The organism is Nonomuraea roseola, from assembly GCF_039535395.1.
Lineage (GTDB): Bacteria > Actinomycetota > Actinomycetes > Streptosporangiales > Streptosporangiaceae > Nonomuraea > Nonomuraea roseola.
In genome coordinates this window covers 5,474,009-5,498,770 of the sequence record NZ_BAAAXC010000015.1, presented here as the reverse complement: position 1 = coordinate 5,498,770, position 24,762 = coordinate 5,474,009, and the positions used below count along the sequence as shown (strand labels likewise).

The 24,762-nt window shown below is 70.6% G+C and carries 22 protein-coding genes and 1 pseudogene; 12 read left to right on the top strand and 11 right to left on the bottom strand.

The window, feature by feature from the left end:
• Positions 1 to 12: 12 nt before the first annotated feature.
• The gene (locus tag ABFX55_RS49425; RefSeq protein WP_346131181.1) at positions 13 to 729 is read right to left on the bottom strand and encodes a hotdog fold domain-containing protein; all 717 of its coding nucleotides are present in this window, start codon (positions 727 to 729) and stop codon (positions 13 to 15) included.
• A gap of 258 nt (positions 730 to 987) precedes the next feature.
• Between ABFX55_RS49425 and ABFX55_RS49420 the strand changes: the two genes are divergently transcribed.
• Both ABFX55_RS49420 and ABFX55_RS49415 read left to right on the top strand, forming a co-directional pair.
• Positions 988 to 2,244, top strand: coding sequence for a serine hydrolase domain-containing protein (locus ABFX55_RS49420; protein ID WP_346131180.1), 1,257 nt, complete (start codon positions 988 to 990; stop codon positions 2,242 to 2,244).
• A gap of 243 nt (positions 2,245 to 2,487) precedes the next feature.
• Positions 2,488 to 3,390, top strand: a complete 903-nt coding sequence (locus ABFX55_RS49415; protein WP_346131178.1) for a CPBP family intramembrane glutamic endopeptidase — start codon at positions 2,488 to 2,490, stop codon at positions 3,388 to 3,390.
• A 147-nt stretch (positions 3,391 to 3,537) separates the two neighbouring features.
• On the opposite strand, the gene ABFX55_RS49410 is transcribed toward ABFX55_RS49415, so the two are convergent.
• Positions 3,538 to 3,933 carry a hypothetical protein gene (locus ABFX55_RS49410; protein WP_346131176.1) on the bottom strand — a complete coding sequence of 132 codons (396 nt, stop codon included), beginning with the start codon at positions 3,931 to 3,933 and terminating at the stop codon, positions 3,538 to 3,540.
• On the opposite strand from ABFX55_RS49410, the gene ABFX55_RS49405 reads away from it, so the two are divergent.
• Entirely contained in the window at positions 3,923 to 4,486 is a 564-nt protein-coding gene (locus ABFX55_RS49405; protein WP_346131174.1) for an SMI1/KNR4 family protein, read from the top strand. The genes ABFX55_RS49410 and ABFX55_RS49405 overlap by 11 nt on opposite strands.
• Complete coding sequence (locus tag ABFX55_RS49400) at positions 4,470 to 4,769, top strand: UTRA domain-containing protein (RefSeq protein WP_346131172.1); 300 nt, start codon at positions 4,470 to 4,472, stop codon at positions 4,767 to 4,769. Before ABFX55_RS49405 ends, ABFX55_RS49400 begins: the two co-directional genes overlap by 17 nt.
• On the opposite strand, the gene ABFX55_RS49395 is transcribed toward ABFX55_RS49400, so the two are convergent.
• Positions 4,764 to 5,123 (bottom strand): hypothetical protein, encoded by a 360-nt coding sequence (locus tag ABFX55_RS49395; protein ID WP_346131170.1) that lies wholly within the window; start codon positions 5,121 to 5,123, stop codon positions 4,764 to 4,766. The genes ABFX55_RS49400 and ABFX55_RS49395 overlap by 6 nt on opposite strands.
• Before the next feature lie 324 nt (positions 5,124 to 5,447).
• Between ABFX55_RS49395 and ABFX55_RS49390 the strand changes: the two are divergent.
• Positions 5,448 to 5,645, top strand: a pseudogene (locus tag ABFX55_RS49390) (tyrosine-type recombinase/integrase); the annotation flags it as partial.
• Between the two features lie 198 nt (positions 5,646 to 5,843).
• Here ABFX55_RS49390 and ABFX55_RS49385 read toward each other — a convergent pair.
• The gene (locus ABFX55_RS49385) at positions 5,844 to 7,208 is read right to left on the bottom strand and encodes a glutamine synthetase family protein (protein WP_183658618.1); all 1,365 of its coding nucleotides are present in this window, start codon (positions 7,206 to 7,208) and stop codon (positions 5,844 to 5,846) included.
• A 203-nt stretch (positions 7,209 to 7,411) separates the two neighbouring features.
• Between ABFX55_RS49385 and ABFX55_RS49380 the strand changes: the two genes are divergently transcribed.
• Genes ABFX55_RS49380 through ABFX55_RS49370 form a run of 3 tightly spaced genes read left to right on the top strand, consistent with a single transcriptional unit; the run spans position 7,412 to position 9,697 of the window.
• The gene (locus ABFX55_RS49380) at positions 7,412 to 7,957 is read left to right on the top strand and encodes an EF-hand domain-containing protein (protein WP_346131168.1); all 546 of its coding nucleotides are present in this window, start codon (positions 7,412 to 7,414) and stop codon (positions 7,955 to 7,957) included.
• Positions 7,958 to 7,977: 20 nt separating this feature from the next.
• Positions 7,978 to 8,862: a terpene synthase family protein gene (locus ABFX55_RS49375; protein WP_346131495.1), complete on the top strand. Its 885-nt coding sequence runs from the start codon at positions 7,978 to 7,980 to the stop codon at positions 8,860 to 8,862.
• Between the two features lie 31 nt (positions 8,863 to 8,893).
• A complete protein-coding gene (locus ABFX55_RS49370) occupies positions 8,894 to 9,697 on the top strand; it encodes an expansin EXLX1 family cellulose-binding protein (RefSeq protein WP_346131166.1) in 804 nt (267 codons plus the stop codon).
• Here the strand turns inward: ABFX55_RS49370 and ABFX55_RS49365 are convergent.
• Entirely contained in the window at positions 9,681 to 10,634 is a 954-nt protein-coding gene (locus ABFX55_RS49365) for a DUF5937 family protein (protein WP_346131164.1), read from the bottom strand. The genes ABFX55_RS49370 and ABFX55_RS49365 overlap by 17 nt on opposite strands.
• Positions 10,635 to 10,694: 60 nt before the next feature.
• Between ABFX55_RS49365 and ABFX55_RS49360 the strand changes: the two genes are divergently transcribed.
• The 3 genes from ABFX55_RS49360 (at position 10,695) to ABFX55_RS49350 (ending at position 15,307) form a co-directional block, all read left to right on the top strand.
• Positions 10,695 to 11,906, top strand: a complete 1,212-nt coding sequence (locus tag ABFX55_RS49360) for an MDR family MFS transporter (RefSeq protein WP_346131162.1) — start codon at positions 10,695 to 10,697, stop codon at positions 11,904 to 11,906.
• 106 nt (positions 11,907 to 12,012) lie between these two features.
• Positions 12,013 to 13,485, top strand: coding sequence for a BTAD domain-containing putative transcriptional regulator (locus ABFX55_RS49355; protein WP_346131160.1), 1,473 nt, complete (start codon positions 12,013 to 12,015; stop codon positions 13,483 to 13,485).
• A 49-nt stretch (positions 13,486 to 13,534) separates the two neighbouring features.
• Positions 13,535 to 15,307: an NAD+ synthase gene (locus ABFX55_RS49350; RefSeq protein ID WP_346131158.1), complete on the top strand. Its 1,773-nt coding sequence runs from the start codon at positions 13,535 to 13,537 to the stop codon at positions 15,305 to 15,307.
• Here the strand turns inward: ABFX55_RS49350 and ABFX55_RS49345 are convergent.
• The 4 genes from ABFX55_RS49345 to ABFX55_RS49330 are packed head-to-tail and all read right to left on the bottom strand — an operon-like array spanning position 15,269 to position 19,368.
• Positions 15,269 to 15,802, bottom strand: a complete 534-nt coding sequence (locus ABFX55_RS49345) for a TetR/AcrR family transcriptional regulator (RefSeq protein ID WP_346131156.1) — start codon at positions 15,800 to 15,802, stop codon at positions 15,269 to 15,271. The two genes, ABFX55_RS49350 and ABFX55_RS49345, sit on opposite strands and share 39 nt — an antisense overlap.
• Positions 15,799 to 17,019: a hypothetical protein gene (locus ABFX55_RS49340; RefSeq protein WP_346131155.1), complete on the bottom strand. Its 1,221-nt coding sequence runs from the start codon at positions 17,017 to 17,019 to the stop codon at positions 15,799 to 15,801. The genes ABFX55_RS49345 and ABFX55_RS49340 overlap by 4 nt, the downstream gene beginning before the upstream one ends.
• A 13-nt stretch (positions 17,020 to 17,032) precedes the next feature.
• Positions 17,033 to 17,413 (bottom strand): cupredoxin domain-containing protein, encoded by a 381-nt coding sequence (locus ABFX55_RS49335; protein ID WP_346131153.1) that lies wholly within the window; start codon positions 17,411 to 17,413, stop codon positions 17,033 to 17,035.
• Positions 17,410 to 19,368: a right-handed parallel beta-helix repeat-containing protein gene (locus tag ABFX55_RS49330; protein ID WP_346131151.1), complete on the bottom strand. Its 1,959-nt coding sequence runs from the start codon at positions 19,366 to 19,368 to the stop codon at positions 17,410 to 17,412. The genes ABFX55_RS49335 and ABFX55_RS49330 overlap by 4 nt, the downstream gene beginning before the upstream one ends.
• Before the next feature lie 106 nt (positions 19,369 to 19,474).
• Between ABFX55_RS49330 and ABFX55_RS49325 the strand changes: the two genes are divergently transcribed.
• Positions 19,475 to 22,333, top strand: coding sequence for an AfsR/SARP family transcriptional regulator (locus tag ABFX55_RS49325; RefSeq protein WP_346131149.1), 2,859 nt, complete (start codon positions 19,475 to 19,477; stop codon positions 22,331 to 22,333).
• A 197-nt stretch (positions 22,334 to 22,530) separates the two neighbouring features.
• On the opposite strand, the gene ABFX55_RS49320 is transcribed toward ABFX55_RS49325, so the two are convergent.
• A complete protein-coding gene (locus ABFX55_RS49320) occupies positions 22,531 to 23,136 on the bottom strand; it encodes a TetR/AcrR family transcriptional regulator (RefSeq protein ID WP_346131147.1) in 606 nt (201 codons plus the stop codon).
• Between the two features lie 7 nt (positions 23,137 to 23,143).
• On the bottom strand, positions 23,144 to 24,682 hold the full coding sequence (locus ABFX55_RS49315) for an MFS transporter (RefSeq protein ID WP_346131145.1): 1,539 nt from the start codon (positions 24,680 to 24,682) through the stop codon (positions 23,144 to 23,146).
• Between the last annotated feature and the right edge of the window lie 80 nt (positions 24,683 to 24,762).

The following is a 24,762-nucleotide window of genomic DNA, read 5'->3' as shown; positions in this document are numbered from 1 at the left end:
GCCCGCGCCCGCCTAACGCGGAGCGATCCAGGTCGCCTTGGCCGCGGCCACGATCGTCCCGTCCACCTCGTAGATGGCGCTCTCGCCGAAGAGCTTGCGGCCCTCACGCCCGGTGGCCTTGGCCACGACGGAGTACGTGCCGCCGGGGTAGACCCGGCGGTTGACCTGGAGGGTCAGGCGGCCGAGGAGAGCGGACTCACCGGGCTGGAAGTGCGCCCATCCGGTGACGCAGTCGAGCACCGCGCCCACGACGGAGGCGGGCACGACGCCGTCGGCGTCGGCCACCGTGAACGGGACGCGCCAGCCCGCGGCGACGACGTCGGCGCCCTCGACGGGGCCGGGGAAGACGCGCAGGCCGTCACCCGGCTCGCGCAGGCCGCACGCGAAGCACTCGGGGAAGGCGTGGCCCCGCCAGCCGGGGAAGCCGGCCTCGGCACGGGCGGCCTCGTTGAACGGCACGAAGCCGGGGCCGCTCAGGTGCTCGGCGACGGGGATGGCCTCGACCAGCAGCGTGCCCTCGTGGGAGAGGGTCGCGGAGTTGGCGACGTGTTCGAGCCTGAGCTCGGTCTCCAGCGGGGTGGGAGCATGGAGGGTGACCTCGACGGCCGATTCGAGACCGTTCAGCGCGTCGGCCACGGTGCCGGAGATCCAGCCGCCGTTGGCCATCCCCTCGGGTCCGCGGAAGCGCCGGGGAACGGTCAGCACGGTCTGCAGGGCAGCCGTCGTCATGCCACACCCTCCTATATGTCCGGAAATATCGTTTGAAGCGGGCCGATTTTAGCTGAGCGCCGCTTTGTCAAGCGAACCAGGGGCGGTCATGACCGGCCAACATCCTCGCGCCCGCAGGGCTTCCCGCGCGCGACAGTGATCCTTGTCACTCTTCCTCGCTTCGCACGTCAGGTTGACCGCACATCACCTGATGTTCGGACATGTCCTCTAGGATGCTGACTTCCTGACACGGATGTGATGTGGGGGCCAGAAGTGACTGTGCTGAGCCGTCGGAACCTGCTGAAGGCGGGCGCCGCCGCCGTACCCGCGCTGACGCTGGGCCTGCAGCCGGGCAGGGCCGAGGCCGACCTGCTACCCAGCGGGACCGTGCCGGCGCAGCTGGCCGCCTTCGACAAGACCCTGCAGAAGTACATGACCGAGCGGAACATCACCTGCGGCCAGCTGGCGGTGGCCAGGAAGGGCAAGCTGCTGGCCGCTCGCGGTTACGGGACCTACCGGCCGAACTCCACCAACCCGATGGTCCGCCTCGCCCGCGTGCAGCCGACCTCGCTGTTCCGCATCGCCAGCCTGAGCAAGAGCATCACCTCCGCGGCGATCCTGCGCCTGGCCCAGGACGGCAAGGTCAGCCTCACCTCCCCCGTCACGACGCTCCTCGGCCTGTCGGCCGCCGCCGACCCCCGCCTCGAGAAGGTCACGCTCTGGCGGCTGATGCAGCACACGGGCGGCTGGGACAGGAACGTCAGCAAGGACCCTCTCTGGCTCGACGCGACGATCTCCGCCTCCCTCGACACCCCGCTGCCGATCAGCCACGCCGACATCGTCAGGTACGTCACCGCCAAGCCGCTCGACTTCGACCCCGGCAGCAAGATGGCCTACAGCAACTACGGGTACATGCTGCTGGGCCGGATCATCGAGAAGGTCTCCGGGCAGAGCTACGAGTCGTACGTCCAGTCCAAGCTGCTGTCGCCGCTGGGGATCTCCAGGATGAGCCTCGGCGAGAGCCTGCGCTCGGAGATGTCGCCGAGCGAGGTCGGCTACAGCTCCGCGTACACCAACAAGAGCGTGGTGGACGACTCGGGCAAGGTCGTGCCGTACCCGTACGGCGGGTTCAACATGCCCAACCAGGACGCCAACGGCGGCTGGGTCGCCTCCGCCGTGGACATGGTCAAGTGGGGCAGCGTCTTCGACGCGGCGGGGCCCGTGCTCAACGCCACCTCCCTCTCCCGCGCCTTCGCCAAGCCGGAGATCGGCGTCAGCGGCGACGGCTGGTGGTACGGCTGCGGCTGGTACGTGCGGACCTGGGGCAGCGGGCTCAACACCTGGCACACGGGCTCGATGCCCGGCACCTTCACGCTGCTGGTGAGGAACGCCGCGGGGGTGAGCTGGTGCGTGCAGTTCAACCGGCGCGAGGAGTCGGGCTCCCCCGACTTCGACGTGATCGACCGGTTGATGTGGCAGGCCCACGACACCGTGACGTCCTGGCCGACCACCGACCTCTACCCCAAGTACCTCTGATCCCGCCGGCCGCCGGGCTCACCGCTCGGCGACCGGTTCCACACCCAGCCCGCCCTCCGGCGGCGATGTAGGACGCCGCCGGACGGCACGCCGACGGCCTCGCTGGTCACGACCCTTGCGGTGACGAACAAACCGGCGCGCTCATGCCCGGCCATTCGGTGGCCGACGGGAATGACGCGACAGTGCCATGGGTCGTGAATTCTTCACTGGCTGTGGATTCGCCGGCCTCCGAAGATCGAGGACATGACGCACCTCAAGAGCCCGGCGCCCCGCCAGGTCATCCGGGCCCGTCCCGCCGATCTCCTCGTGTTCCTCGCCGTGGCGTTCGGCTGCGCGTGGCTGGCCGCCATCCCCCTCTGGACCGCACCCCCGGACGCTCCGGGCTCGGCTCTCCAGATCACGCTGGCGGGCATGCAGCTCTCCCCCACACTCGCGGTGCTGGCCGTCTGGCTGCTGCGCAGGGACAACGCCCGGGTGTGGGCCCGCGACACCGGCCTGACGTTCGGCGGCAGGCCAGGGCGCGCGCTCGGCGTCACGGCCCTCACCTGGGTCGCCGTCCCCCTGGTCGTGGCGGCCACGATCGCGATCAGCGCGCTGGTCGGCGTCTTCCCCACGGACCTGGCGACCCTGTCCGGCTACCGCCAGGTCTTCCCCCAGAGCACGCACGGCTTCGCCGCCACCGGGCTGGCCATCGCGCTCGTCGTCCATCCGCTCCTCTTCGCGATCGGCGCGTTCGGCGAGGAGTGGGGCTGGCGCGGCTGGCTCCTCCCCCGGCTGATGCCGCTCGGCCAGGGCAAGGCGCTGCTGCTGTCGGGCGTGATCTGGGGCGTGTGGCACGCCCCGCTCACCGTGACCGGCCACCACTACCCCGGCCTCGGCTGGTGGGGGGTGCCGCTGTTCACCGTCGCCTGCGTGGCCATCGGATCCGTGCTGGGCTGGCTTCGCCTCCGTACGGCCAGCGTCTGGCCCTCCGTGATCGGGCACGCCGCGCTCAACGGCACGATGCCCGCGCTCTACCTCGTGGCCTCGGACGCCCGCCACCCCGCCGACCCCGTCCTCGGCGGCGTGTTCGGCGTGGTCGGCTGGGTGGTGGTCGGCGGCATCGCCTTGCTGCTGACGACGAGACGGCGGCCAGATCCCGCATGAGGTCCCGGTTACCTCAGACGTGGCGTACGGGGGCCCGCCATGACCTGTCGCCCGAGGCCGATCCGCTGGAGCATGGGACACGGCGGACATGGCCACCTCCAGCTGATCGGGTACCTTGTCGATGTGCCGACCGGCGAACGCCCCCTGTCAGCTGAGGAACGCGCCGTGATCATGGCGCTCCTCGCGCAGGACCTCCCCGGCGCGGGCGGGCTTCGCGCGCAGGTCCCTTTCGCGACCGTGACGGGAGGCTGCGGCTGTGGATGCGCGACGGTGGACCTTCGTGTGAGGGAGGACCCTCATGCGCTCGCCGCTCCAGTACAGGACGGCATGCTGATCTCCGCCACCGTACGCGGGCGGAATGACGGCGTCCTGCTCTTCACCGGGGACGGTCGTCTTTCCTGCCTTGAGGTCTACTCCGTCGAAGACGAACCTGCCTCGCTCCCCCGGCCTGAAGACCTCGTCGTCGACCGACCGGACCCAGGACACTGAGATTCCATGGCCGACATGTGGGCCTTCCGAAAGGATCATCGCCATGACGGACATCGACGATCTGCTCCGGCGGGTCCTGGCGAAGGCGACTGCGACCGCGGAACGACTGCCTCCCCCGGCAACGGCGAAGGAGGTGGCACGAGCGGAGAGCCTCTTGGGGTTCGGGTTTCCTCCCGTGCTCGTACGGCTCTACCGTGAGGTGGCCAACGGGGGCTTCGGCCCCGACTACCAGCTCTTCTCCCTCCTGGGAGCGGGGCGTACCGCCGTGACCGTCTACCGTGAGGAACGTTCGGTGACGGGGTCGGACGGTGAGCCCCACTGGCCGGCGGAAGTCCTGCCGATCCTGGACTGGGGATGCGGCATGTACGCCGCTGTGGACTGCAGGAGCCCCGAAGGCACCGTGTTGGTCTTCGAACCCAACGGGATCGAGGACGACTGGCACCGCGCCTGGTACGTCGACTCCGAGAGTCTGGCCGGCTGGCTGGAGCGCTGGCTGGCGGGAACAGGCTGGTACGAGGAAGCCGCCGACGAGGACAGCGAGATGCAGCCGTGGAAGCTGGCTCGGCAGCGGTTGTCCGAGAGTGAGATCGGTGTGGCTGCCTCTTGAGCTGTCCGAGGGGACCGACCTGACCAGCGGGGAGCCACTGACACAGGGGTTGCGCGAGCATCTGAAGGCGCGCAAGGACGTCCGCTTCGATCACGTCGTGGCGAAGATCACCGCGCGCATGCCGTCGGCGGATGAGGCCAGGAAGCTCGCCATGCCGAAGAACACGCCGCTGCTGGCGGTCTTCGGGGCGGTCCGGGATGCGTCCGGCCTGCCCCTCGTGGTGGTGGAGGTTCTTCTCCCGGCCGACCGTCACGAGCTGGAAGACGCCTATCCGGTCTCATAGGGCGCAACGCCAGTCCCAGTCGCTGTCGTGGGAGTCGTAGACCTCCAGGATGTACCCGCGCCCGTACCACTCGTCGGGTTCCGCGAACCACAGAGTGATCTGGGCTGGGTGCTCGGCTCCTGCGATCTTCGCCTTGCTGTAGTAGCGGCGGATCTCGGCTTCCGAGAGCGAGGTGTGCAGGGTGATCCTGACCCGGTAATCGCAGTAGTCGCCGCTTCCGCCGCTCATGTTCTTCTGAATGGTCGCGTCACCGTCGCCCCAGAACTCGTTGCGCGTGTTCGGTGGAAGCGGGTAGTTGAGTGCCCGGTCGTAGAGGGCGTCGAGCCGTGCGTTGTCCCGCCGGACAGGGATCATGATCAAGACGAGCAGTACGGCAAGCGGCACACAGATCGCCGCTAAGCATCCCCAAGCACCCCGTGTCATGAGCCAGCACCATAGGGCATGGGGCGGTTCCCGCTCCTGGAAGATGGTCCGTGTGAACCGTCAGGGACGGATCATCCGCAGCCGGCTGGTCTTCTCGTTGCCCAAGCGGAACAAGACCCGATCAGTGCCCATGCCCGCATCGGTGGCCGAACGACTGATGGAGCAGATCGACAAGTTTCCCCCGGTGAGCGTCACCCTGCCATGGCGGGTACCTGACGGGGAGCCCAGACTTACGTACGGGACAGCGGCCACGCGGTGCGCAAGGGCTCGTTAAACCACACCTGGCGCGGGGCGATCGAAACGGCGGGGATCGTGCCGCCCACTCCCCCAGGAACCCGGCGCACGCCGTACCGGGAGCACAGATGCCACAAGCTCCGCCACACCGCCGCGTCGGCCTGGCTCGCCGTCGGCGTCGACATCGTGACCGTGGCCGAGTACCTCGGGCACAGTGACCCGGCGTTCACTCTGCGGGACCTGCACACACCTCATGCCCAGTGCGACCGAGCGCGCGAGGCGGGCCATGGACACCTTCTTCAGCGGCGGCTTGAGTGCCCTGGATGTGCCCTGAGCATGATCAGGATCGAAACACGCCCTGCTGCCGAGCGACCCTCAAACATGCGGGACCGCTCGACGGCAGGGCGTACCTCCTGGTCAGAGGACGGGCAGGTAGCGGCCGAGTTCGAACTCGGTGACGTGGCGGCGGTATTCGCGCCACTCCGTCCGCTTGTTGCGCAGGAAGTAGTCGAAGACGTGCTCGCCCAGCGTCTCGGCGACCAGTTCGCTTCGCTCCATCACGGCGATGGCCTCGTCGAGGGAGCCGGGCAGCGGCTGGATGCCGAGGGCTCGCCGTTCTGCGCTGGTCAGGGCCCAGACGTTGTCCTCGGCGGGGGCGGGCAGCTCGTAGCCCTCCTCGATGCCCTTGAGCCCCGCGGCCAGCACCAGCGCGAAGGCCAGGTAGGGGTTGCAGGCCGAGTCGAGTGAGCGGAACTCGATGCGGGTGGAGCCGCCCTTGTGCGGCTTGTACATCGGCACGCGCACCAGGGCCGAGCGGTTGTTGTGGCCCCAGCAGATGTAGGAGGGCGCCTCGCCGCCTTGTCCCGCGATGGCCTCGGCCCCGCCCCACAGCCGCTTGTAGGAGTTGACCCACTGGTTGGTGACCGCGGTGATCTCGGCGGCGTGCCTAAGCAGCCCCGCGATGAACGAGCGGCCGATCTTGGACAGCTGGTAGTCGGCGCCCGCCTCGTAGAAGGCGTTGCGGTCGCCCTCGAACAGCGACATGTGGGTGTGCATGCCGGAGCCAGGGTGCTCGGTGAACGGCTTGGGCATGAAGGAGGCCCAGATGCCCTGCTCCAGCGCGACCTCCTTCATGACCAGGCGGAAGGTCATGATGTTGTCGGCGGTGGTGAGGGCGTCGGCGTAGCGCAGGTCGATCTCCTGCTGGCCCGGCGCGCCCTCGTGGTGGCTGAACTCCACCGAGATGCCCATCGACTCGAGCATCATGATCGCCTGGCGGCGGAAGTCGTGGCCCGCGCTGTGCGGGGTGTGGTCGAAGTAGCCGCCGGAGTCGATCGGCTCGGGCCTCTCCCCGCCCACCTCGGGCCGGTTCTTCAGCAGGAAGAACTCGATCTCGGGGTGGGTGTAGAAGGTGAAGCCCATGTCGGCGCACTTGGCCAGGGCCCGCTTGAGCACCCAGCGCGGGTCGGCGTGGGAGGGCGAGCCGTCCGGCATCAGGATGTCGCAGAAGATGCGGGCCGCGCCGGGCACCTCGCTGCGCCAGGGCAGGATCTGGAAGGTGGCGGGGTCGGGCTTGGCGAGCATGTCGCTCTCGTAGACACGCGCGAAGCCCTCGATCGCCGAGCCGTCGAAGCCGATGCCCTCGGCGAAGGCGCCTTCGAGCTCGGCGGGCGCGATGGCGACGGACTTGAGGAAGCCGAGCACGTCAGTGAACCACAGCCGGATGAACCGGATGTCGCGCTCCTCGAGTGTGCGGAGAACGAACTCCTGCTGACGGTCCAAGGCATCCCCTTGACTGAAAAGACATGTCTGGTCCCCTACAGTCTGCCCGTCGCGTGTTTCGCGCACGTTACGGGGACACATCACGGCGTGGCCGGTGAGGTCTTCTCCTCCCTCGCGCCCAAGTGAAGAGCGCGTGCCTCACTGACAACGCCCTTCGCGCCTCCTAGGGTGATCAAGCACCGCTGTCTCGGGGGAGGCACCACATGAGCGCTGAGCTGCGCAAACGCAAGCTCGACAAGGCTTTCAGGCACATCGACGTCAACGGCGCGGGGGCGATCGAGCGCGACGACCTGCTGGGGCTCGGCGCGCGCCTGCTGGTCGGGTTCGGGGAGTCGCCCACCTCGGTCAGGGGCGACCGGCTCGTGCAGAGCTTCGACCGCATCTGGACGGCGTTGTCGTCCCAGCTCGACAAGGACGGCGACGACTCCATCTCCAGCAAGGAGTTCCACGCGGGGATGACCGCCGCCTTCATCGAGGGCGACGGGTTCGACTCCGTCTTCAGGCCCGCCGCCCGCGCGGTCGCCGAGCTGTGCGACGGCGACGGGGACGGCAGGGTGCGGGCGGGTGAGTTCCGCATGCTGCTGAGCGCCTTCGGCACCGCCTACGACGACGTGGACGACGCCTTCGACCGGCTCGACCACGACCGTGACGGCACGCTGGCCGTGGACGAGCTGGTCGAGGCGGCCAGGCAGTTCTACGCCGGCGACGACCCGCAGGCCGCGGGCAACTGGCTGTTCGGCCCGATCTAGGGGGATCGGCCGTGCTCACCATGACCTCAGCGAGCGTGCTCACACCGCTCATCGAACGCGTCCCCGCTCTGGCGGCGCCGTGCAGGATGCACCGCTCGGTCTACGCGATCGAGGCCGCGGTCATCGACTGGACCAGGAGGACGGGCCTGCGGGTCGACCGCAGGTCGAGCTGTCATCGCCTGGCCGCCCGCGCTTTCGCCGAGTTCGACGCGGGCTCCGCCGCGCTGTTCGCGCAGTGGCTGACCTGGCTGTTCCACCTGGACGACCAGATGGACGAGGAGCGCCAGCCGTACCCGAGGCTGTTCGACGGCAACGGCGAGCATCCGCTCGAGGCCGCCTTCGCCGACCTGTGGAAGATCACCAGCGTGTCGATGAGCGACGACTGGCGGCTGCGCTTCGCGACCAACCTCCAGCGGCAGGCGGACGCGTGCCGTACGGAGGCCGACAACAGGGCGTCCGCGCGGGTGCCCACGATCGAGGAGTACCCGGGGCTGCGCAGGGGGACGGCGGGGCCCTACCTGTACGACCTGGTCGAGCCCTGCCTCGGCGTGGAGGTGCCGCCCGAGCTTCACGAGGGCGAGCCGTGGCAGGCGCTCGTGGAGTCCTGCGCCGACGTCTCGGCCTGGTGCAACGATGTGGCCTCGCTGGCCAAGGAGCGCGGTGACGCGCACAACTTCGTGGTGATCGCCGCGCGTGAGCTCGGTCTGAGCGAGCCCGAGGCCCTGGACTGGGTGCTCGACAGGATCGCGGGGCGGTGCGCCGACATGCGGGCGGCGGCGCGGCGGCTGCCCCTGGACACGCTGCCGGTGAAGGTCGCCAGGGACGTGAGCAAGGTGGCCTGCGCCTACCTGACCGCGCCGCGCGCCCACCTCGACTGGATCAACGAGACGGAGAGATACACGTAACGTCACCAGCCAATTTCCCTATGTATTCAGCATGGGGGGACGACATGCGAAGCGGACGACCTGGCGGCGCAGGGGCATGGCGGGCACGACGGTGCTCGCCGCCCTGGCCGTCACCTTGTGGGTGGTGAGCTTCCTGCGGCACGACGGCTGCGCGGCCGCCGGGACGGACCCGGCCGTGACCGGCAGGGCGATGTACTACCAGGGCACGGCGGGCCACTGCTCGATCACCGGCGGCGAGCTGTACGCCTCGGTGTCGTCGGGAGAGTACGCGGGCTCCAGGCTGTGCGGCGGCTACCTCGACGTCACGGGCCCCCGCGGCACGGTCCGCGTGCAGGTGGTCGACAGCTGCCCGTCCTGCCGCTCGGGCGAGGTGGACCTCAGCAGGGCGGCCTTCACCAGGATCGCCGACCCGGGCGCGGGCGTGACCGAGGTCGTCTACCGCACGGTTCGCAACCCGGAGCTGACCAGGGGCCTGGCCTTCAGGGTGCGCCAGGGCTCGACGGCGGGCTGGCTGGCGCTGCAGGTGATCGACCACGGCAACCCGCTGAGCGGGGTGGAGCTCCGCCGCGACGGCGAGTGGCGCGCCCTCGACCGCGGCTCCGACGGCTACTGGGTGGCCCCGCGCGGGGCCGGCAGCGGCCCCTTCCAGCTGCGGGTGAGCGACGTCCACGGCCAGCGCGCGACCGTCAGGGGCGTGAGTCTGGCGCCTGGCCGGATCCAGCGGACCACCGTCAGGCTCTACGAAGGGGCGAAGGCCGCCGAACCGGTCACGGCGTCGCCGCCCGCGCCGACCCCCTTGCCGCTGTCGGCCGCAGGGGTCAGGCGGCGGTGCTAGCCAGCGCGTCGCCCGTGGGCGTGCGCCGGTAGACGACCTCCTTGCCCAGGCGCCTGCCGACCGCCAGGCCGCCCGCGGACAGAACGCCCAGGTGCTGGCTGACCGCGCCGGCGCTGAGCGACATCCGCCGGGCGAGCGAGGAGGTGGTGGTCGGCTCGGCGAGCGCGGTGAGGATCTGGGCCCTGCTGCGCCCGATGAGGGCGGCCAGGGCGTCGGGCGCGGGCGGCGGGCCCTGCTCCCACAGCGTGCCGACCCCCTGAACCGGGTAGACGACCATCGACTGGTAGGGCGCCGACATGACCGCCACGCTCGGCCAGTAGAACGCCGAGGGCACCAGGACCAGGCCGTCGCCGTACAGGTGGGCGGAGTCCACGCACCACGGCCTGTCGATGATCAGCTGCTCGCCGTTCCACACGATGGCCTGGTCGAGACCCGCGAACAGCTGCCGCGCCCCTCCGGTCGCCAGCTCGCGGGAGCGGCGCAGCACGTCGCGCTCCAGCAGGCCGTACACGCGGGGCCAGTACTCCGCGAAGCACGACTCCCAGTAGGCCTCGAGCGCGTCGGCCACCCTGGCCACGCCCGCCGCCGGGTCGGCACGGAAGCGCTCGGTGCCCGCCAGGAGCGCCGCCTCCTCGGCCGCGCGCTCGGGAGGCGTCCGGCGTACTCTGTCGAGCTCGGCGGCGAAGTCGGGCAGCGGGGTGTCGGGCGGAGGGGTGAGGAAGTCGGCGAGGTAGCCGCTCGGCGGCACCAGGGCCAGCAGCTCGACCAGGTCGAGAGCGGGTAGCCTGGGGCGCACCGCCCTGATCCACGGCAGGTGGACGACCTGGCGGGCCGGGTCGCGCAGGGTGCGCAGGCTCGCGACGAGCTCCCACATCGGCGAGAAGGCGAACCTGATGCGGGCGACGTCCTCTGACCTCAGGGTCCACTCGATGGCCATACCTTTTAGTGTGCACTAAATCGTTCGCGGGTCGGACAGAAACCCATCAAGGTCTCACCTGTGACTACCGCACTCGCTGAGAAGCCCTCTTTCCTGCAGTCGAAGATCGGCGGCCTGCCGCGCCCCTTCTGGGCGCTGTGGAGCGGCACGCTGGTGAACAGGCTCGGCACGATGGTGATGCCGTTCACCGGGGTGTACCTGACCCAGTCGCGTGGCCTGTCGCTGACGGCCGCGGGCATGGTGATGGCGGTGTTCGGCGCGGGCTCGCTGGTCTCCCAGCTGATCGCGGGCACGCTGGCCGACCGCATCGGGCGCAGGGCGACGCTGGCGGGCGGCATGCTGGCCACCGCGGTGGCGATGCTGGCGCTGGGCTACAGCACGACGCTGCCGGCGATCCTGGCCTCGATGTTCGTGCTCGGCCTGGTGATCGACGCCTACCGGCCCGCCTCCAGCGCCCTGGTGGCCGACCTGATCGCCCCGGCCGAGCGGCCCAGGGCGTACGGCCTGCTGTTCTGGGCGATCAATCTGGGCTACGCGGTCGGCATGACGGCGGGCGGCTGGCTCGCGCAGTCGGGTTTCATGTGGCTGTTCTGGTTCGACGCGATCAGCAGCGTGGTCTTCGCCGTCCTGGTGTGGAGGGCGGTGCCCGAGACGAGGCCCGCGTCCTCGGAGACCACCACGGGCGGTGGGATGCGCCAGGTCCTGCGCGACAGGCTGATGCTCGGTTTCACCGTCATCGTGCTCGGTGACGCGCTGGTCTACAGCCAGACCTTCACCACGCTGCCGGTGGCGATGAAGCTGGCGGGCCTGAGCACCGCCCAGTTCGGCGTGGCGATGGCGGCCAACGGCGTGCTCATCGTGGTGGTGCAGCCGCTGGTGTCCGACTGGCTGGGCCGCAGGGATCCCAGCAGGACCTTCGCGCTCGGCATCGGCATCATGGGGGTCGGCTTCGCGCTGACCGCCTTCGTCAGCTCGACGATCACCCTGGTGGCCACCATCGTGGTCTGGACGATCGGCGAGATCGTCACCGCGGGCATCGCGGGCGCGATCGTCGCCTCGCTGGCCCCTCCGCACCTGCGCGGCAGGTACGCGGGGCTGTTCGGGTTCGCGTGGGCGGTGGCGGGCATGGCGGCCCCGCTGATGACGCCGCTGCTGGAGATCAGCAGTCTCGCGCTGTGGCTCACGGTCGGGGTCATCGGCCTGGTGACGGCGGGGGCAGGGGTGGCGCTGGGCCCGGCGATCAGGCGCAGGGCGGCGCTGAACGAGGGCTGATCGGCCGTCGGCGGCACGTCGGCGCCCCGCGCTCCCACTTTGAAGGGAGCTTTGGGGCATGTCGCCATATGCCACACCCGCATGTCGCTCTACGCTTACGCCTGCCATGGTGACCTTCAGCGCATTGGGACCGTTCCAGGTCTGTCTCGACGCAATCCCCCTCGATCTCGGCGGCCAGCGCCAGATGGCCGTACTGGCCAGGCTGCTGGTGGCCAGGGGCAGGGCGGTGCCCGTAACCACGCTCATCGACGAGCTCTGGCCAGGTGACCCACCCGCGCAGGCCCTGTCGACCATCCAGGGATACGTCTCCCGCCTGCGGCGCGCTCTCGAGCCCGACAGGGCGCCGCGCTCGGAGGCGGCGGTCCTGGTGTCGGCTCCGCCGGGCTACGCGCTGCGCGCCGCGACCGACCAGGTGGACTGCTGGCGATTCGAGCGGCTGGCCAGGGCCGACGGGACGGCCGCTGAGATCTGGGATGCCACGGAGGCCGCGCTCGGGCTGTGGCGGGGCCCCGCGCTGGCCGAGTTCGCCGAGCTGGGGTGGGCCTCGACCGAGGCGGGCCGGCTGGAGGAGCTGCGCCTGGTGGCCGTCGAACGGCGGGCGGAGGCGGGGCTGCGGCTCGGGCAGTCGGCCTCGCTCGTGCCCGACCTGGAGGCGCACGCCGCGGCCCACCCGCTGCGCGAGGAGGGCTGGCGGCTGCTGGCCACCTCCCTCTACAGGAGCGGACGGCAGGGCGACGCGCTGGGCGCGCTGCGCAGGGCCAGGACGATCTGGCGTGAGGAGCTGGGGCTCGACCCCTCGGGCGTCCTGCAGCGGCTGGAAGCCGACATGCTCAGCCAGGCCCCCCACCTCGACCTCCCGGCCGGCGAGGGCACCGTGGCCGTGTCACGTCAGCAGGTCGCGCAGCGGGGTCCGGCGGAGCGGACGCTGCGCGTCGTGGTGGCCGACGACCAGGCGCTGGTCAGAACAGGGCTTCGGGTCGTGATCGACACCGAGGAGGGGCTCGAGCTGGCCGGCGAGGCCTGTGACGGCGAGCAGGCCATCGTCGTCGTCCGCGACACCAGGCCCGATCTGGTCCTGCTCGACATCCAGATGCCGAGGCTCGACGGCCTGACCGCGGCCCGCAGGATCCTGGCCGACCAGGACCCTCCCAAGGTCATCATGATGACCACCTTCGGCACCGACGAGAACCTCTACGCCGCGCTGCGGGCAGGGGTCAGCGGGTTCGTGCTCAAGACCTCGGCCCCCGAGCAGCTCGTGGCCGCGATGCGCGCGGCGGCGGCCGGGGACGCGCTCATCGACCCCGCGCTCACGACGCGCATCATCTCCGCCTTCGCCGGCAGGCCCGACCCCTCCGCTCCCCCGGCCCTCGCCGGGCTGGCCGACACCAGGCTCGACGTGCTCAGGCTGATCGCGCGCGGGCTGACCAACCGGCAGATCGCACGGACGCTCGCCGTCCCCGACGACGAGGTGGCCGAGGCCGTGGCGGGGCTGCTCGACCACCTGGGCCTGTTCGACAGGGCGCAGCTGGTGGTGGCCGCCTACGAGACGGGTCTGGTGACTCCCGGAGACAATGGGTGACTTATCGTCGCTTTGAGGATAAAAAGGGCAGAGTATTAGGGTGGGTGATGTGGCACTCCTGCGCATTGCCCTGGCTCAGACCAATCCGATCGTCGGCGACCTGACCGCCAACGCCGACTCGCTTGTGAGGTGGACACGCGACGCCGCCGACCGCGGCGCGCACCTCGCCCTCTTCACGGAGATGTTCCTGACCGGCTATCCGGTCGAGGACCTCGTGCTGCGCACGTCCTTCGTGGACGCCAGCATCAGGGCGCTCGAGCAGGTCGCGGCGCGGCTGGCCGACGAGGGCCTCGGCGAGCTGCCCGTCGTGGTGGGCTACGTCGACAGGGCCGGGCTCGCGCCGCGCGTCGGCCAGCCCAAGGGCGCGCCGCTCGACGCCGCCGCCCTGCTCCACAGGGGCAGGATCGTCACCAGGACGGCCAAGCACCACCTGCCCAACTACGGCGTCTTCGACGAGTACCGCTACTTCGTCCGCGGCGACCGGCTGCCGATCTTCCGCCTGCACGGCGTCGACGTGGCGATCGCGGTCTGCGAGGACCTGTGGCAGGAGGGCGGTCCCGTCGCCGTCGTGGGCGAGGCGGGAGCGGGCCTGCTCGTGGTGCCCAACGCCTCGCCGTACGAGAGAGAGAAGGACGACGTCCGCCTGGAGCTGGTCGCGCGCAGGGCGCGCGAGGCGGGCTGCGCGCTCGTCTACGCCAACCAGGTCGGCGGACAGGACGAGCTGGTCTTCGACGGCGACTCGCTGGTCGTCGACGGTTCGGGCGCGCTCGTGGCCAGGGCGGGGCAGTTCCGCGAGGAGCTGCTGGTCGTGGACCTCGACCTGCCCGTCTCCGACGCCGAGCCCGGCCTGTTCCCCTTCGACGCGGGCGACGGCACGACGATCACGGTGGAGCGGGTGGTGCTGTCGGCCGAGCCCGTCGCGCCGTACGAGCCGGTGACGCCCGAGGTGGAGCCCAGGCTGGACGACACCGGCGAGGTCTACCACGCCCTGGTGCTGGCCGTGCGCGACTACGTGGCCAAGAACGGGTTCGGCTCGGTGATCCTCGGCCTGTCGGGCGGTATCGACTCCGCGCTCACGGCCGCCATCGCCTCCGACGCCATCGGGCCCGAGCGCGTGCACGTCGTCATGATGCCCTCGCGCTACTCCTCCGAGCACTCGCTCGGCGACGCCGAGGAGCTGGTGCGCAGGCAGGGCATCAACGCGAGGATCGTGCCGATCTCCGACATCGTCGACGGCTTCGAGAAGGAGATCGCCCTGTCGGGCCTGGCCGCGGAGAACCTCCAGGCCAGGGTGCGCGGGATGATCCTCATGGGCCTGTCGAACGAGCACGGCCACCTGGTGCTGACCACGGGCAACAAGAGCGAGCTGGCCACCGGCTACTCCACGCTGTACGGCGACTCGGCCGGCGGGTTCGCGCCGATCAAGGACGTGCCGAAGACGATGGTGTGGGCGCTGGCCAGGTGGCGCAACGAGCACACCGACCCCTCGTTCCTGATGAGCGCCGAGCGGCCGATCCCGGACAACTCCATCACCAAGGAGCCCAGCGCCGAGCTGCGGCCGGACCAGCGCGACACCGACTCGCTGCCGCCGTACGAGGTGCTCGACCGGCTGCTGGACGACTACGTCGAGAAGGACATGGGCTCGGCGGAGCTGATCGCGGCGGGCCACGACCCTGCGCTGGTGGCGCGGATCATCCGGCTGGTCGACCTGGCGGAGTACAAGCGGCGGCAGTACCCGCCAGGCCCGAAGATCACCCCGAAGAACTTCGGCAGGGACCGCAGGCTACCGATCACCAACAGGTGGAGGGAGACGCCCTCCTAGGTAGGAGCGCAGCAGCAGTTTGGTCTCCTCCACCAGTTCGGGCTCGTCGTGGTGCGCCCTGAGCAGCGCGTCGGCGGCCTCCACCGCCACCAGCATCGCCCCCGCGCCCTCGCGCAGCCCGAGCAGTTCGGCCAGCGCGCCCGCCACCTCGGCGTTGTCGCCGAAGTCGAGGACGGCGAAGCCGGGCACCGTGGCCTTCATGTCGAGGTACTCGTCCACGACGGTGTCGATGACGGGGTCCCACCCCGAGGCCCCGGCCAGCTTCGGCTCGAGCCTGGCCAGGAACTGCTCCAGGTTGCGCCTGGTCAGCGCCGCCGCCAGCGAGCGTTTGTCGCTGAAGAAGCGGTAGATCGAGCCGATCGGCATGCCGGTGCGGGTGGCCACGGTGCGCGTGCTCAGCGCGTCGTAGCCGCCTTCGTCCAGCAGCGCGGCCGCCGCGTCGAGCATCCGGTCGACCCTCTCGGCGCTGCGCCGCTGGAGCGGAGTGCGTCTCATGCGGCAAACAGTAGGGTCAGACCGCCGAGGGTGTAGCAGACCATGAGCACGAACAGCGGGATCTGACCCGCGACGGCCTTGGCCGGTTCGAGCAGGCGCACCGACCTGTCGTGCGCGGCCACCACGCCGATCACGTGCCCTGCCACGATGGCCAGCACCTGGACGGTGGCGATGCCGCCCGCGCTGACGACGTCCTGGTCCACCTGCGCGTCCAGGCCCAGCGCGAGGATCACCGCCCGCTGCCCCTCGATGACGAACAGCGAGAAGTAGTGGGCGACCAGGTAGCCGATCGCGATCGGCACCAGTGAGTGGGCGAACCTGGGCGTCAGCCCGCGCGCGCCGCCGATCAGGCCCGCCGCCCAGAGGCATGCGGTGTAGAGGGCGGCCACTCCCCCGATCGCCACCAGCAGGCCGAGCGTGCCGAGGCCCGTCCGGCCCAGCGGGCCGGTCTGCAGCGCGTTCACCCAGAAGGGGGCTCCGGCGAAACCGTCGTAGCCCGTGCTGCCGAGCAGCACGCACACGGTCGCCACCAGCCCGGGGGCCTGGGCGATGGCGTCGAGCCCGTTGAAGGGGCTGCGCAGCACGAGCGTGCCGTCGGCCCTGCGGCCGAGGGGCGACAGGTGACCGACGAGCGTGGAGTAGACCTCGAACGGGTCGCCTCGCTCGAGCCAGGCGTGGCCGTAGACGACGGTCCCCGCCACCTGCGCGGCGCCGTACGCCAGCAGGAAGATCAGCAGCGTCGCGGAGGCGGCGGGTTCGGGCGAGACCAGCTCCATCCAGGTGAAGGCGAGCAGCCCCGCCGCGGCGGGCCAGTACCCGAGGCGGGCGGGCAGCGGACGGCGCGGCCTGTCCGGCAGCAGCCTGAACGGGCCTGCCAGCCGCCACACGGGTCCGAACAGCAGTGAGGCGGGTACCAGCCCCACCCAGAAGATCACGTAGACCAGGTACGGCGCGGCGTTGTCCTCGGCGGGACCGAGGAGCAGCCAGCCGAGGGTGTAGAGCGCGAGGACCGCGGAGACCACGCGGATCGCCCTGGCGGGAGGACGCCACGACAGCACCCGCCCCGCCCTGTCGCCGCTGAAGCGGGAGTCCGCCCACAGCAGGCCCAGCGCGAGGAACGACACGACCAGCGCCGCGAAGGCCCCCGCGTAGGCGTAGAAGAGCGGGATCGGCAGGTCGCTGCGGTTGCCGATCCCGTGCGCCAGCACTCCTGTCATTTCCGCCGGCCCGTCATTTCACTGCCAGCTGGATGAGGACGAGCTTGCCGCCGTGGGTCTCCACCTCGAAGACACCCGACATATCAGCCTTGAACCTGATATTTGTGGGTTTCCCTGGCTGGAGTGTCTGCCTGATGTCGAAGCCGTGCACGTGCAGCTCGTCGGCGACGTCGCTGGTCACGGTCAGGCTGACGGTCTGGCCCCGCCTGACCTCCAGCCAGCCCGGCGGCGGCGTCACCCGCCCCCCGGCGATGGTGATCTCCGCGCTCGGCTCGCCGGGCCGCGGCGCGCCCGTGGCCACCTCGTGCCCGGTGCCCGGCTTGTGATGGGTCTCCGAGATCGGCCCGCACCCCGCCACCAGCACGCACGCCAGCAGGACCACCGCGCGCCTCACGCCGCCGCCTCTTCCCGCTCGGCCCTGCGCCTGGGCGCCACCACGACCACCGCGCACAGCACCCAGACGCCTGTGAGCAGCCCGCGGACCCAGCCGGGCCCGATCGGGATCAGCGGCAGCATCCACACCGCCCTGTCGAAGGCGTCGACCAGGTGCAGCAACCCGAGCACGACGGTGAACCAGCCGAACGCGCCGCGCATGATCCAGCCCGCGCCGAGCAGCCAGAGCCCGGTCAGCGCCAGCGCGGCGGCGGGCAGCACGGAGTAGCCGTCGAGCGCGCCGAGCACGTCGAGGGCCAGCCCCGCCAGACCCACCACGGTCAGCGGCAGCGCCCAGCGCGAACGCAGACGGCGCCGCCACAACAGCACCGCCATCAGGGCGAGCACGAGAGAGCCGCCCAGCGCGAGCTGCACCTCCACCCTGGCCAGACCGCTGGAGCCGAACCACCAGCAGCCACCGGGCAGCCGGCGCTCGCCGATGCTGTAGTCGTTGCACAGGTACATCTGCACGAGCTTGACCGGCTCGGCCACGACCCTGGCGGGTCCCGTGGCGCCGCAGCCCGGCAGAGCGGCGGGGCTGGCGACCCGCACGCCCTCCCAGCAGTTGGCGCTGCCCTGGCCGTCCCAGTAGACGTCGGCGCCGTTGTCCTTCAGCAGGTTGCCCGTGTAGAGGTTGTGGTGGGAGGTGTCGAACTGCTTGTCCCACGCCTCCTCGCCCCTGATGAAGGCGGGTACCGCCATCAGGTTGAAGGCGGCGTTGTCGTGGCCCCAGATCTGGTTGTTCCTGAAGACGTTCCAGTTGCCGCCCGCGGTGATGATGCCGCTGCCGGGTGGCAGGCCGATCTGCGGGCAGACCACGCCCTTCTCGTAGCCGCGCTCGGCGGGAGGCTTGGCGCAGGTGCCGTCCCTGACGTGCTCGTAGTAGGCGGCGTTGTTGTCGTAGATCTTGTTGTTCTCGAACTTGGCGTGGTTCTGCGGCAGGCCGGGGTGTCCGGGAAAGGCGCTGTCCATGGTGGCGCCCGCGAGGTTGCCCCAGAACTCGCTGTCGTGCACCCAGACCGAGTCGCCCGCCGTGCCCGAGTAGCCGACCATGTTGTGATGGCTCTTGCAGCGCCTGATCTCGATGGCGTAGCGCGGCACCTCGTAGCCGAGGCCGTCGTTGATGTTGGAGGCGCTGCCGGGGTAGATGCCCGAGTCACCGTTGCCGTACGACTCGCAGTCGGTGTAGAGGCCGTGGTCGCTGGCGAAGGTGAGGAAGCCGTACTCGTCGTTCCACCTGGTCAGCATGCGGTCGATGACGAAGCCGTCGGTGGCGAGGATGTAGAGCGAGTTGAAGGTCGTGCGCTGGGCGGTGAAGTTCCTGAAGTAGACGCCGTCGGTCATGTCGGCGCGGATGGCGTTGAGCTTGCGGTACTGCGCGTCGATGATCACGTCGAGCGGGCCCGCGCCCGTGCCCTCGATCTGCAGGTCCTTCTTGCCGAGGATGGCGACCAGGTTCTGGTTGTGCGGGCACTGGACCTGCTGCTCGTAGGAGAGGATCTGGTAGCCCCAGCTCGACCAGCGGGCCTTGAGGTCGGCGCACTCCCCTGTGGGCGCGGGCTGACCGGGCTCCTCCAGGTAGAGGCCGGGCAGGATGGCGATGTTCATCCCGGGTCCATCGACCCTGTCCACCGCTTCCTGCAGGTGCCTGAACCCCTCTTTCTGGCACCTGGCGAAGAGCCTGAGGTTGCGCTGACGCAGCTCATCCGGGAATTTCGCGATTCGCCGTTGGAAATCTGACTTGTCCGTCTTGCAGACCAGCAGGTCGGGCTCGCCCTGCCGGTACACGGGAACACTGCCCGTGCCGTCCGGCAGCTTCACCTCCCGCTCTTCGTGGGCGAGGGCCGCTGAGGCCGGGAGCAGGAGGACGAGGACCAGGCCCAGGAGGGATAAGGTCCGGCGCGCGATGAGGGGCATGGCGGCGAGACTAGAACATTGCTCACGTTCTGCCTAGAGCCTGGCTGAAACGCCTGCTCAGATGACCCAATGCCGACCCAACGCCCGCTGGCTACGGTGGCGTGCCATGTCCTTCGCCACGGTTGAGTTCGGGATCCTGGGCCCGCTGGAGGTTCTCGTCGGCGGTGAGCCCGTGCACGTCGGAGGCCCGAGAGCGCAGGCCGCGCTGGCCCTGCTGCTGCTCGGCCCCGGCAGAGCGGTCTCCGTCGAGCGGCTGGTCGACGTGCTGTGGGGGGAGGATCCTCCGAGCTCGGCCCGCGGCCAGGTGGCCATCGTGGTCTCCACGCTGCGCAGGTCGCTGAGAGAGGCGGGCGCCGATCCCAGCGTGATCGAGACGGTCGCGGCGGGCTACCGGGTGCCGCCCGCCGTACGGCTGGACGCGCTCGAGGCGGAGCGCGGCATCGCCGATGCGCGCGCCGCGGCCGCCGCGGGACGGCAGGCGGAGGCGGCCTCGGCCATGCGGCGGGCGCTGGCCCTCTGGCGCGGCCCCACGCTGGCGAACCTGGGCAGAGCGGTCCCCGGCACCGCCGTCTGGGAGGAGCTGCGGCTCGCCGCCACCGACGAGTGCGTGGAGCTGGAGCTGGCCCTCGGCAGGCACGGCGAGCTGGTGGCCGAGCTGACGGCCCTGGTGGCCGAGCACCCGCTTCGCGAGCGCGGCCGCGCCCAGCTGATGCGCGCCCTCTACCTGAACGGGCGCAGGGCGGAGGCGCTCGAGACCTACCAGGCGGCACGCGACCTGCTGGGCGCCGAAACGCTCGGCCTGGAACCCGGACCCGAGCTGCGGCGCGCGCAGCGGGCCGTCCTCACCGACGAGCCCGCGCTCTTCCGCTCCCCCGCCGAGCCCGCGCTCCCCCAGGGCTCCTCCCCCCATGAGCACGCCGCCGCGTCCTGCTCGCCCGACGCCTGCGACGCAGGTGACCAGGACGATCCGGGCGTCGTCACGCGCCCCGCCGAGCTGCCCGCCGCCGCGGCGGCGGGGTTCGTCGGCAGGGCGGTGGAGCTCAGGTACATCCACAAGCTGGCGGGCGAGGACCTGCCGATCGTCGCGATCAACGGCCCCGGCGGGGTGGGCAAGTCGACGCTGGCCGTGGAGGCGGCCAGACGGCTGACCGAGCGCTTCACCGACGGCCAGCTCTACGCCGACCTGCACGGCGCCACGCCTGGCCTGGCCCCGCTCGGACCCGCCGAGGTCCTCGGCAGGTTCCTCCGCTCGCTCGGCAGCCCCGACGTGCCCGCCGAGGTCGACGAGGCGGCGGCCAGGTTCAGGTCGCTGACCGCGCACCGGCGGATCCTGGTGCTGCTCGACAACGCGACAGGGGTGGCGCAGGTGCGGCCGCTGCTGCCCGCGGGGCCGAGGTGCATGGTCGTGGTCACCTCGCGGCGCCCGCTCACCACCCTCGACGGCACCGCCCACGTGCACCTGGAGGCCATGGCGGACGACGAGGCGCTCAGCCTGCTGGAGAGCGCGCTCGGCGACTCCCGTGCCGCGGCCGACCCCGAGGCTGCGCGGGAGATCGTACGGCTGTGCGGCGGGCTTCCGCTGGCCGTCCGCATCGTGGGTGCCAGGGGGGCGGCCCGGCCGAGCCATCCGCTGACCGAGCTCAGGACCGCCCTGGTCGAGGCCAGGACCAGGCTCGACTCGCTGGAGTACGCCGACCTCGCGGTCCGCACGAGCTTCTCCGTCGGCCTGCGCGACGAGCCTGACGCCCCGCTGTTCGGCCTGCTCGGCGCCCTCGACGCGCGCACCTACACCCCCGGCGTCGCCGCCGCGCTCCTCGACTGCGACGAGGCGGAGGCTGCCGCCGCACTGAGTCGTCTGGCCGACGCCAGGCTGATCGACAGGGTCGCCCCGCACAGGTACGCCATGCACGACCTGCTGCGCCTGTACGCCAGGGAGCTGGCCCCCTCCGACGCGCGAGCCGCGCTGGGCAGGACGGCCCACGGCTATCTGGCCACCGTGCTCAGGGCCAAGGAGGTGATGAAGGCGGGGCCTGCCACGCTGCCCGAGGGCTTCGGAGTCGAGCGGCCCTCTCAGCCCCTGGCCGGCAGAGCCGAGGCGATGGCGTGGCTGGACGCGGAGGGCGACAACCTGCTCTCCGTCATCCCCCAGCTCCTCGGCTCCCTGGACGGCTACGCCCTCGGCGCGCTGCTGTGCGTGAACGTCTCGACGCCGCTGTTCGTCAGGGGGCGCATCCACGAGCTGCTGGCCCTGCACCAGCACTTCCTCGAGGCGGCTCGCGCCGGGCAGGACCGCGAGGGCCAGGCCGACGCGCACAACCACCTCGGCATCGCCAACCAGGGTCTCGGCCGCGCGGAGGCGGGCGCCACGCACTTCGAGAAGGCGGCGTCGCTGTGGAAGGAGCTCGGCAGGGACGACCGCGAGGCCAGTGCGCTCAGCAACCTGTCGATCCCCTACCGGTGGCTGGGGCGGCTGGAGGAGTCGATGAGGTGCGTCCTGCACGCCATCGAGCTGTTCCAGCGCCTCGGCCAGCGCGGACCTGAGGCGGCGAACTGGGACAGCCTGGGGCTCACCTACCGGGCGCTCGGACGGCTCGACGACTGCCTGCGGGCGCTCGAGAGAGGGCTGGCCATCCGCAGGGAGCTCGGCAAGGATCAGGAGGTCGGCATCTCCCTCAGTCACCTGGCCGAGACCCACCTGCGGCACGGCGACCCCGCGATGGCACGCGAGCAGTTCGAGCAGGCCCGGCGGCTGGCCGTCGCCGCGGGAGACAGGTACGGCGAGGCGCTGTGCCTGTGGGGGCTCGGCCGGGCCGCGCACGCGCTGGGCGAGCCTGCGGCGAGGGAGCACTGGGTGGCCTCGGCAGGGCTGCTGCGCGAGCTGCGGCTGATGACGCCGGAGGAGGCGCGTCAGCTGCTCAGGCAGCGGGTGCCTGCCACCCCCTCCGCGATCAGGCGGAGGATGTGACAGGACCGCGTCGACGCGGGAGGCGAGAGCGGCCGGCGGCGAACCCCTTAGCCACCGACCGTGCTCACCGGGTCAGTTCCAGTCGACGTCCATGGAACTGATCTTCTCCTTGCGCATCATCGCCTCCCGCCATCCCTCAAGGACGGGATGAGTGCACGATACGAGCCCCCGATATCAATCCGCTTTCGGTGGGGTTCTCACGGCGCAAGGCCGCGCAGGACGCTGTCGACGATGCGGCCGGGCAGGTCGTCGGCGAGGTCGTCGTCGCCGCCCGCCCGCTTGATGTGCCACATCATCGCCCCCGCCAGCGTGCCGAGCGACAGCCGCACGTCGAGGTCGGCCCGCAGCTCGCCGGTCTCGACGCCGCGCTCCAGGACCGCGACCATCGCCGCGGTGCGCGGCTCGACGGCCTGCTTCATGAACTTCTCGAACAGCCGGGGATAGCGATCGGACTCGCTCATCGCGATGTTCATCACGCAGCGCGTGCGGTCCTGGCCGGCCTCGCGCATCATCGTGTCGAGCAGCGCGATCAGGTCGTCACGCACCGAGACGCCCGCCAGTGTGGGAACCGGCGCCTTGAGCGAGGCCAGCGCGTCGGCGACCAGGTCCTCCTTGTTGGACCAGCGCCGGTAGATGGTCGTCTTGCCGACGCCTGCCCGAGAGGCGATCGCCTCGATGGACAGCTCGGAGACGCCCATCCCCTCGCCGATCAGATCGAGGGTCGCCTCGATGATCGCCTTCTCGGCCTTCTCGCTGCGCGGACGGCCCGCGGGGCGGGCCGTGGCGCTCTCTGTCGTCGTCATCGCCGGCTCACACTACCGCTGGTTCCTTCTCTTCGACCTTCTGGACGGCCCTTGTCTTGCCGGGCATCCAGACGGCCACCACCACGACGCCCACCAGGGCGATGACGGCCGAGATGAGGGCCGTGGTGTGCATGCCGTCGACGAAGGCGCGGTAGGCGGGCTGCAGGATCGCCTCGTTGCCCTGGGCCACCCCGACGGTGGCCATGATGGACTCGCCCGCGCGGTGCTGGACGTCCTCGGGGAGCCCGGCCAGAGCGGGGGCGATCTCGCCGCGGTAGGAGGAGGACAGCACCGAGCCGAGCACGGCCACGCCGAGCGCGCCCGCCACCTGGCGGACGGTGTTGCTCATGGCCGAGCCGACGCCCGCCTTCTCCCTGGGCAGCGCCTCCATGATCGCGGTGGTCGCGGGCGGCATGATGTTGGCCATCGCCGCGCCCTGGACGAAGAAGACGACCTCGATCAGCCAGATCGGGGTGTTCTGGTCGAACAGCGCGTAGGCGGCCAGCGCGAGGGCCACGACGAGCATGCTGACCGTGGCGGCCGTCTTGGCGCCGAGCACCTCGTTCACCCGCTGGCTGAGCGGGGCGAAGATGAGCTGCGCCGCCGCGAAGGGGATCATCAGCGCCCCCGCCTGGATCGGGCTGAAGCCCAGCACGATCTGCAGGTAGAAGGTCAGGAAGAACATCCCGCCCATCATCGCGAAGAAGACGATGCCCATCATGCCGATGGCGGAGCTGAAGCGGACGTTGCTGAAGTTGCGCACGTCGAAGGCGGGGTGGTCGACGCGCCGCTCCCACCAGACGAACGCGGCCAGCACCACCACGCCGAACAGGGTCGGGACGAGGACCTCGGCGCTGGCGAACGTGGCCAGCTCGCCGCCGCGGATGATGCCGTAGACGACGGCGACCAGACCGATGATCGACAGGATCACGCCGACGGGGTCGAGCCTGGACGGCTTGGGGTCACGCGACTCCGGCACCACGGTGCCGATGAGGAACATGCTGATCAGCACGATCGGCACGTTGATCAGGAAGACCGAGCCCCACCAGAAGTGCTCGATCAGCAGGCCGCCGGTGATCGGGCCGATCGCCACCGCGAGGCCGACGCCGCCGGCCCAGACGCCGATGGCCTTGCCGCGCTCCTGCGGAGGGAAGACGTTGGAGATGATCGCCAAGGTGGCCGGCATGATGGCCGCGCCGCCGATGCCCATCGCGGCCCTCGCCATGATCAGCTGCATGGGGTCCTGCGAGTAGGCGCTGGCCAGGGAGGCAAGTCCGAACAGCGCCATGCCGATGAACAGCATGCGCTTGCGCCCTGTGCGGTCACCGATCACGCCGAAGGTGAACAACAGGCCGGCGAACACGAGGGTGTAGGAGTTGATCGCCCACTCGAGCTCGCTCTGTGTCGCGCCGAGCCCTTGTACGGGGTCGGCGATGGTCTTCATGGCGACGTTCAGGATCGTGTTGTCCAGGACCACCGCGAGGAGGCTGAAAACGAGCACGCCGAGGATCGCCCATCGGCGGGGGTGGCCCGTCTGTGGTTCCATCAGAAAGCTCCAATTTCGATACGACGTAGTTTCGCAACGCTACCGTAGCGCAAGGCATTCCGATACGCAACGGTCTCGTT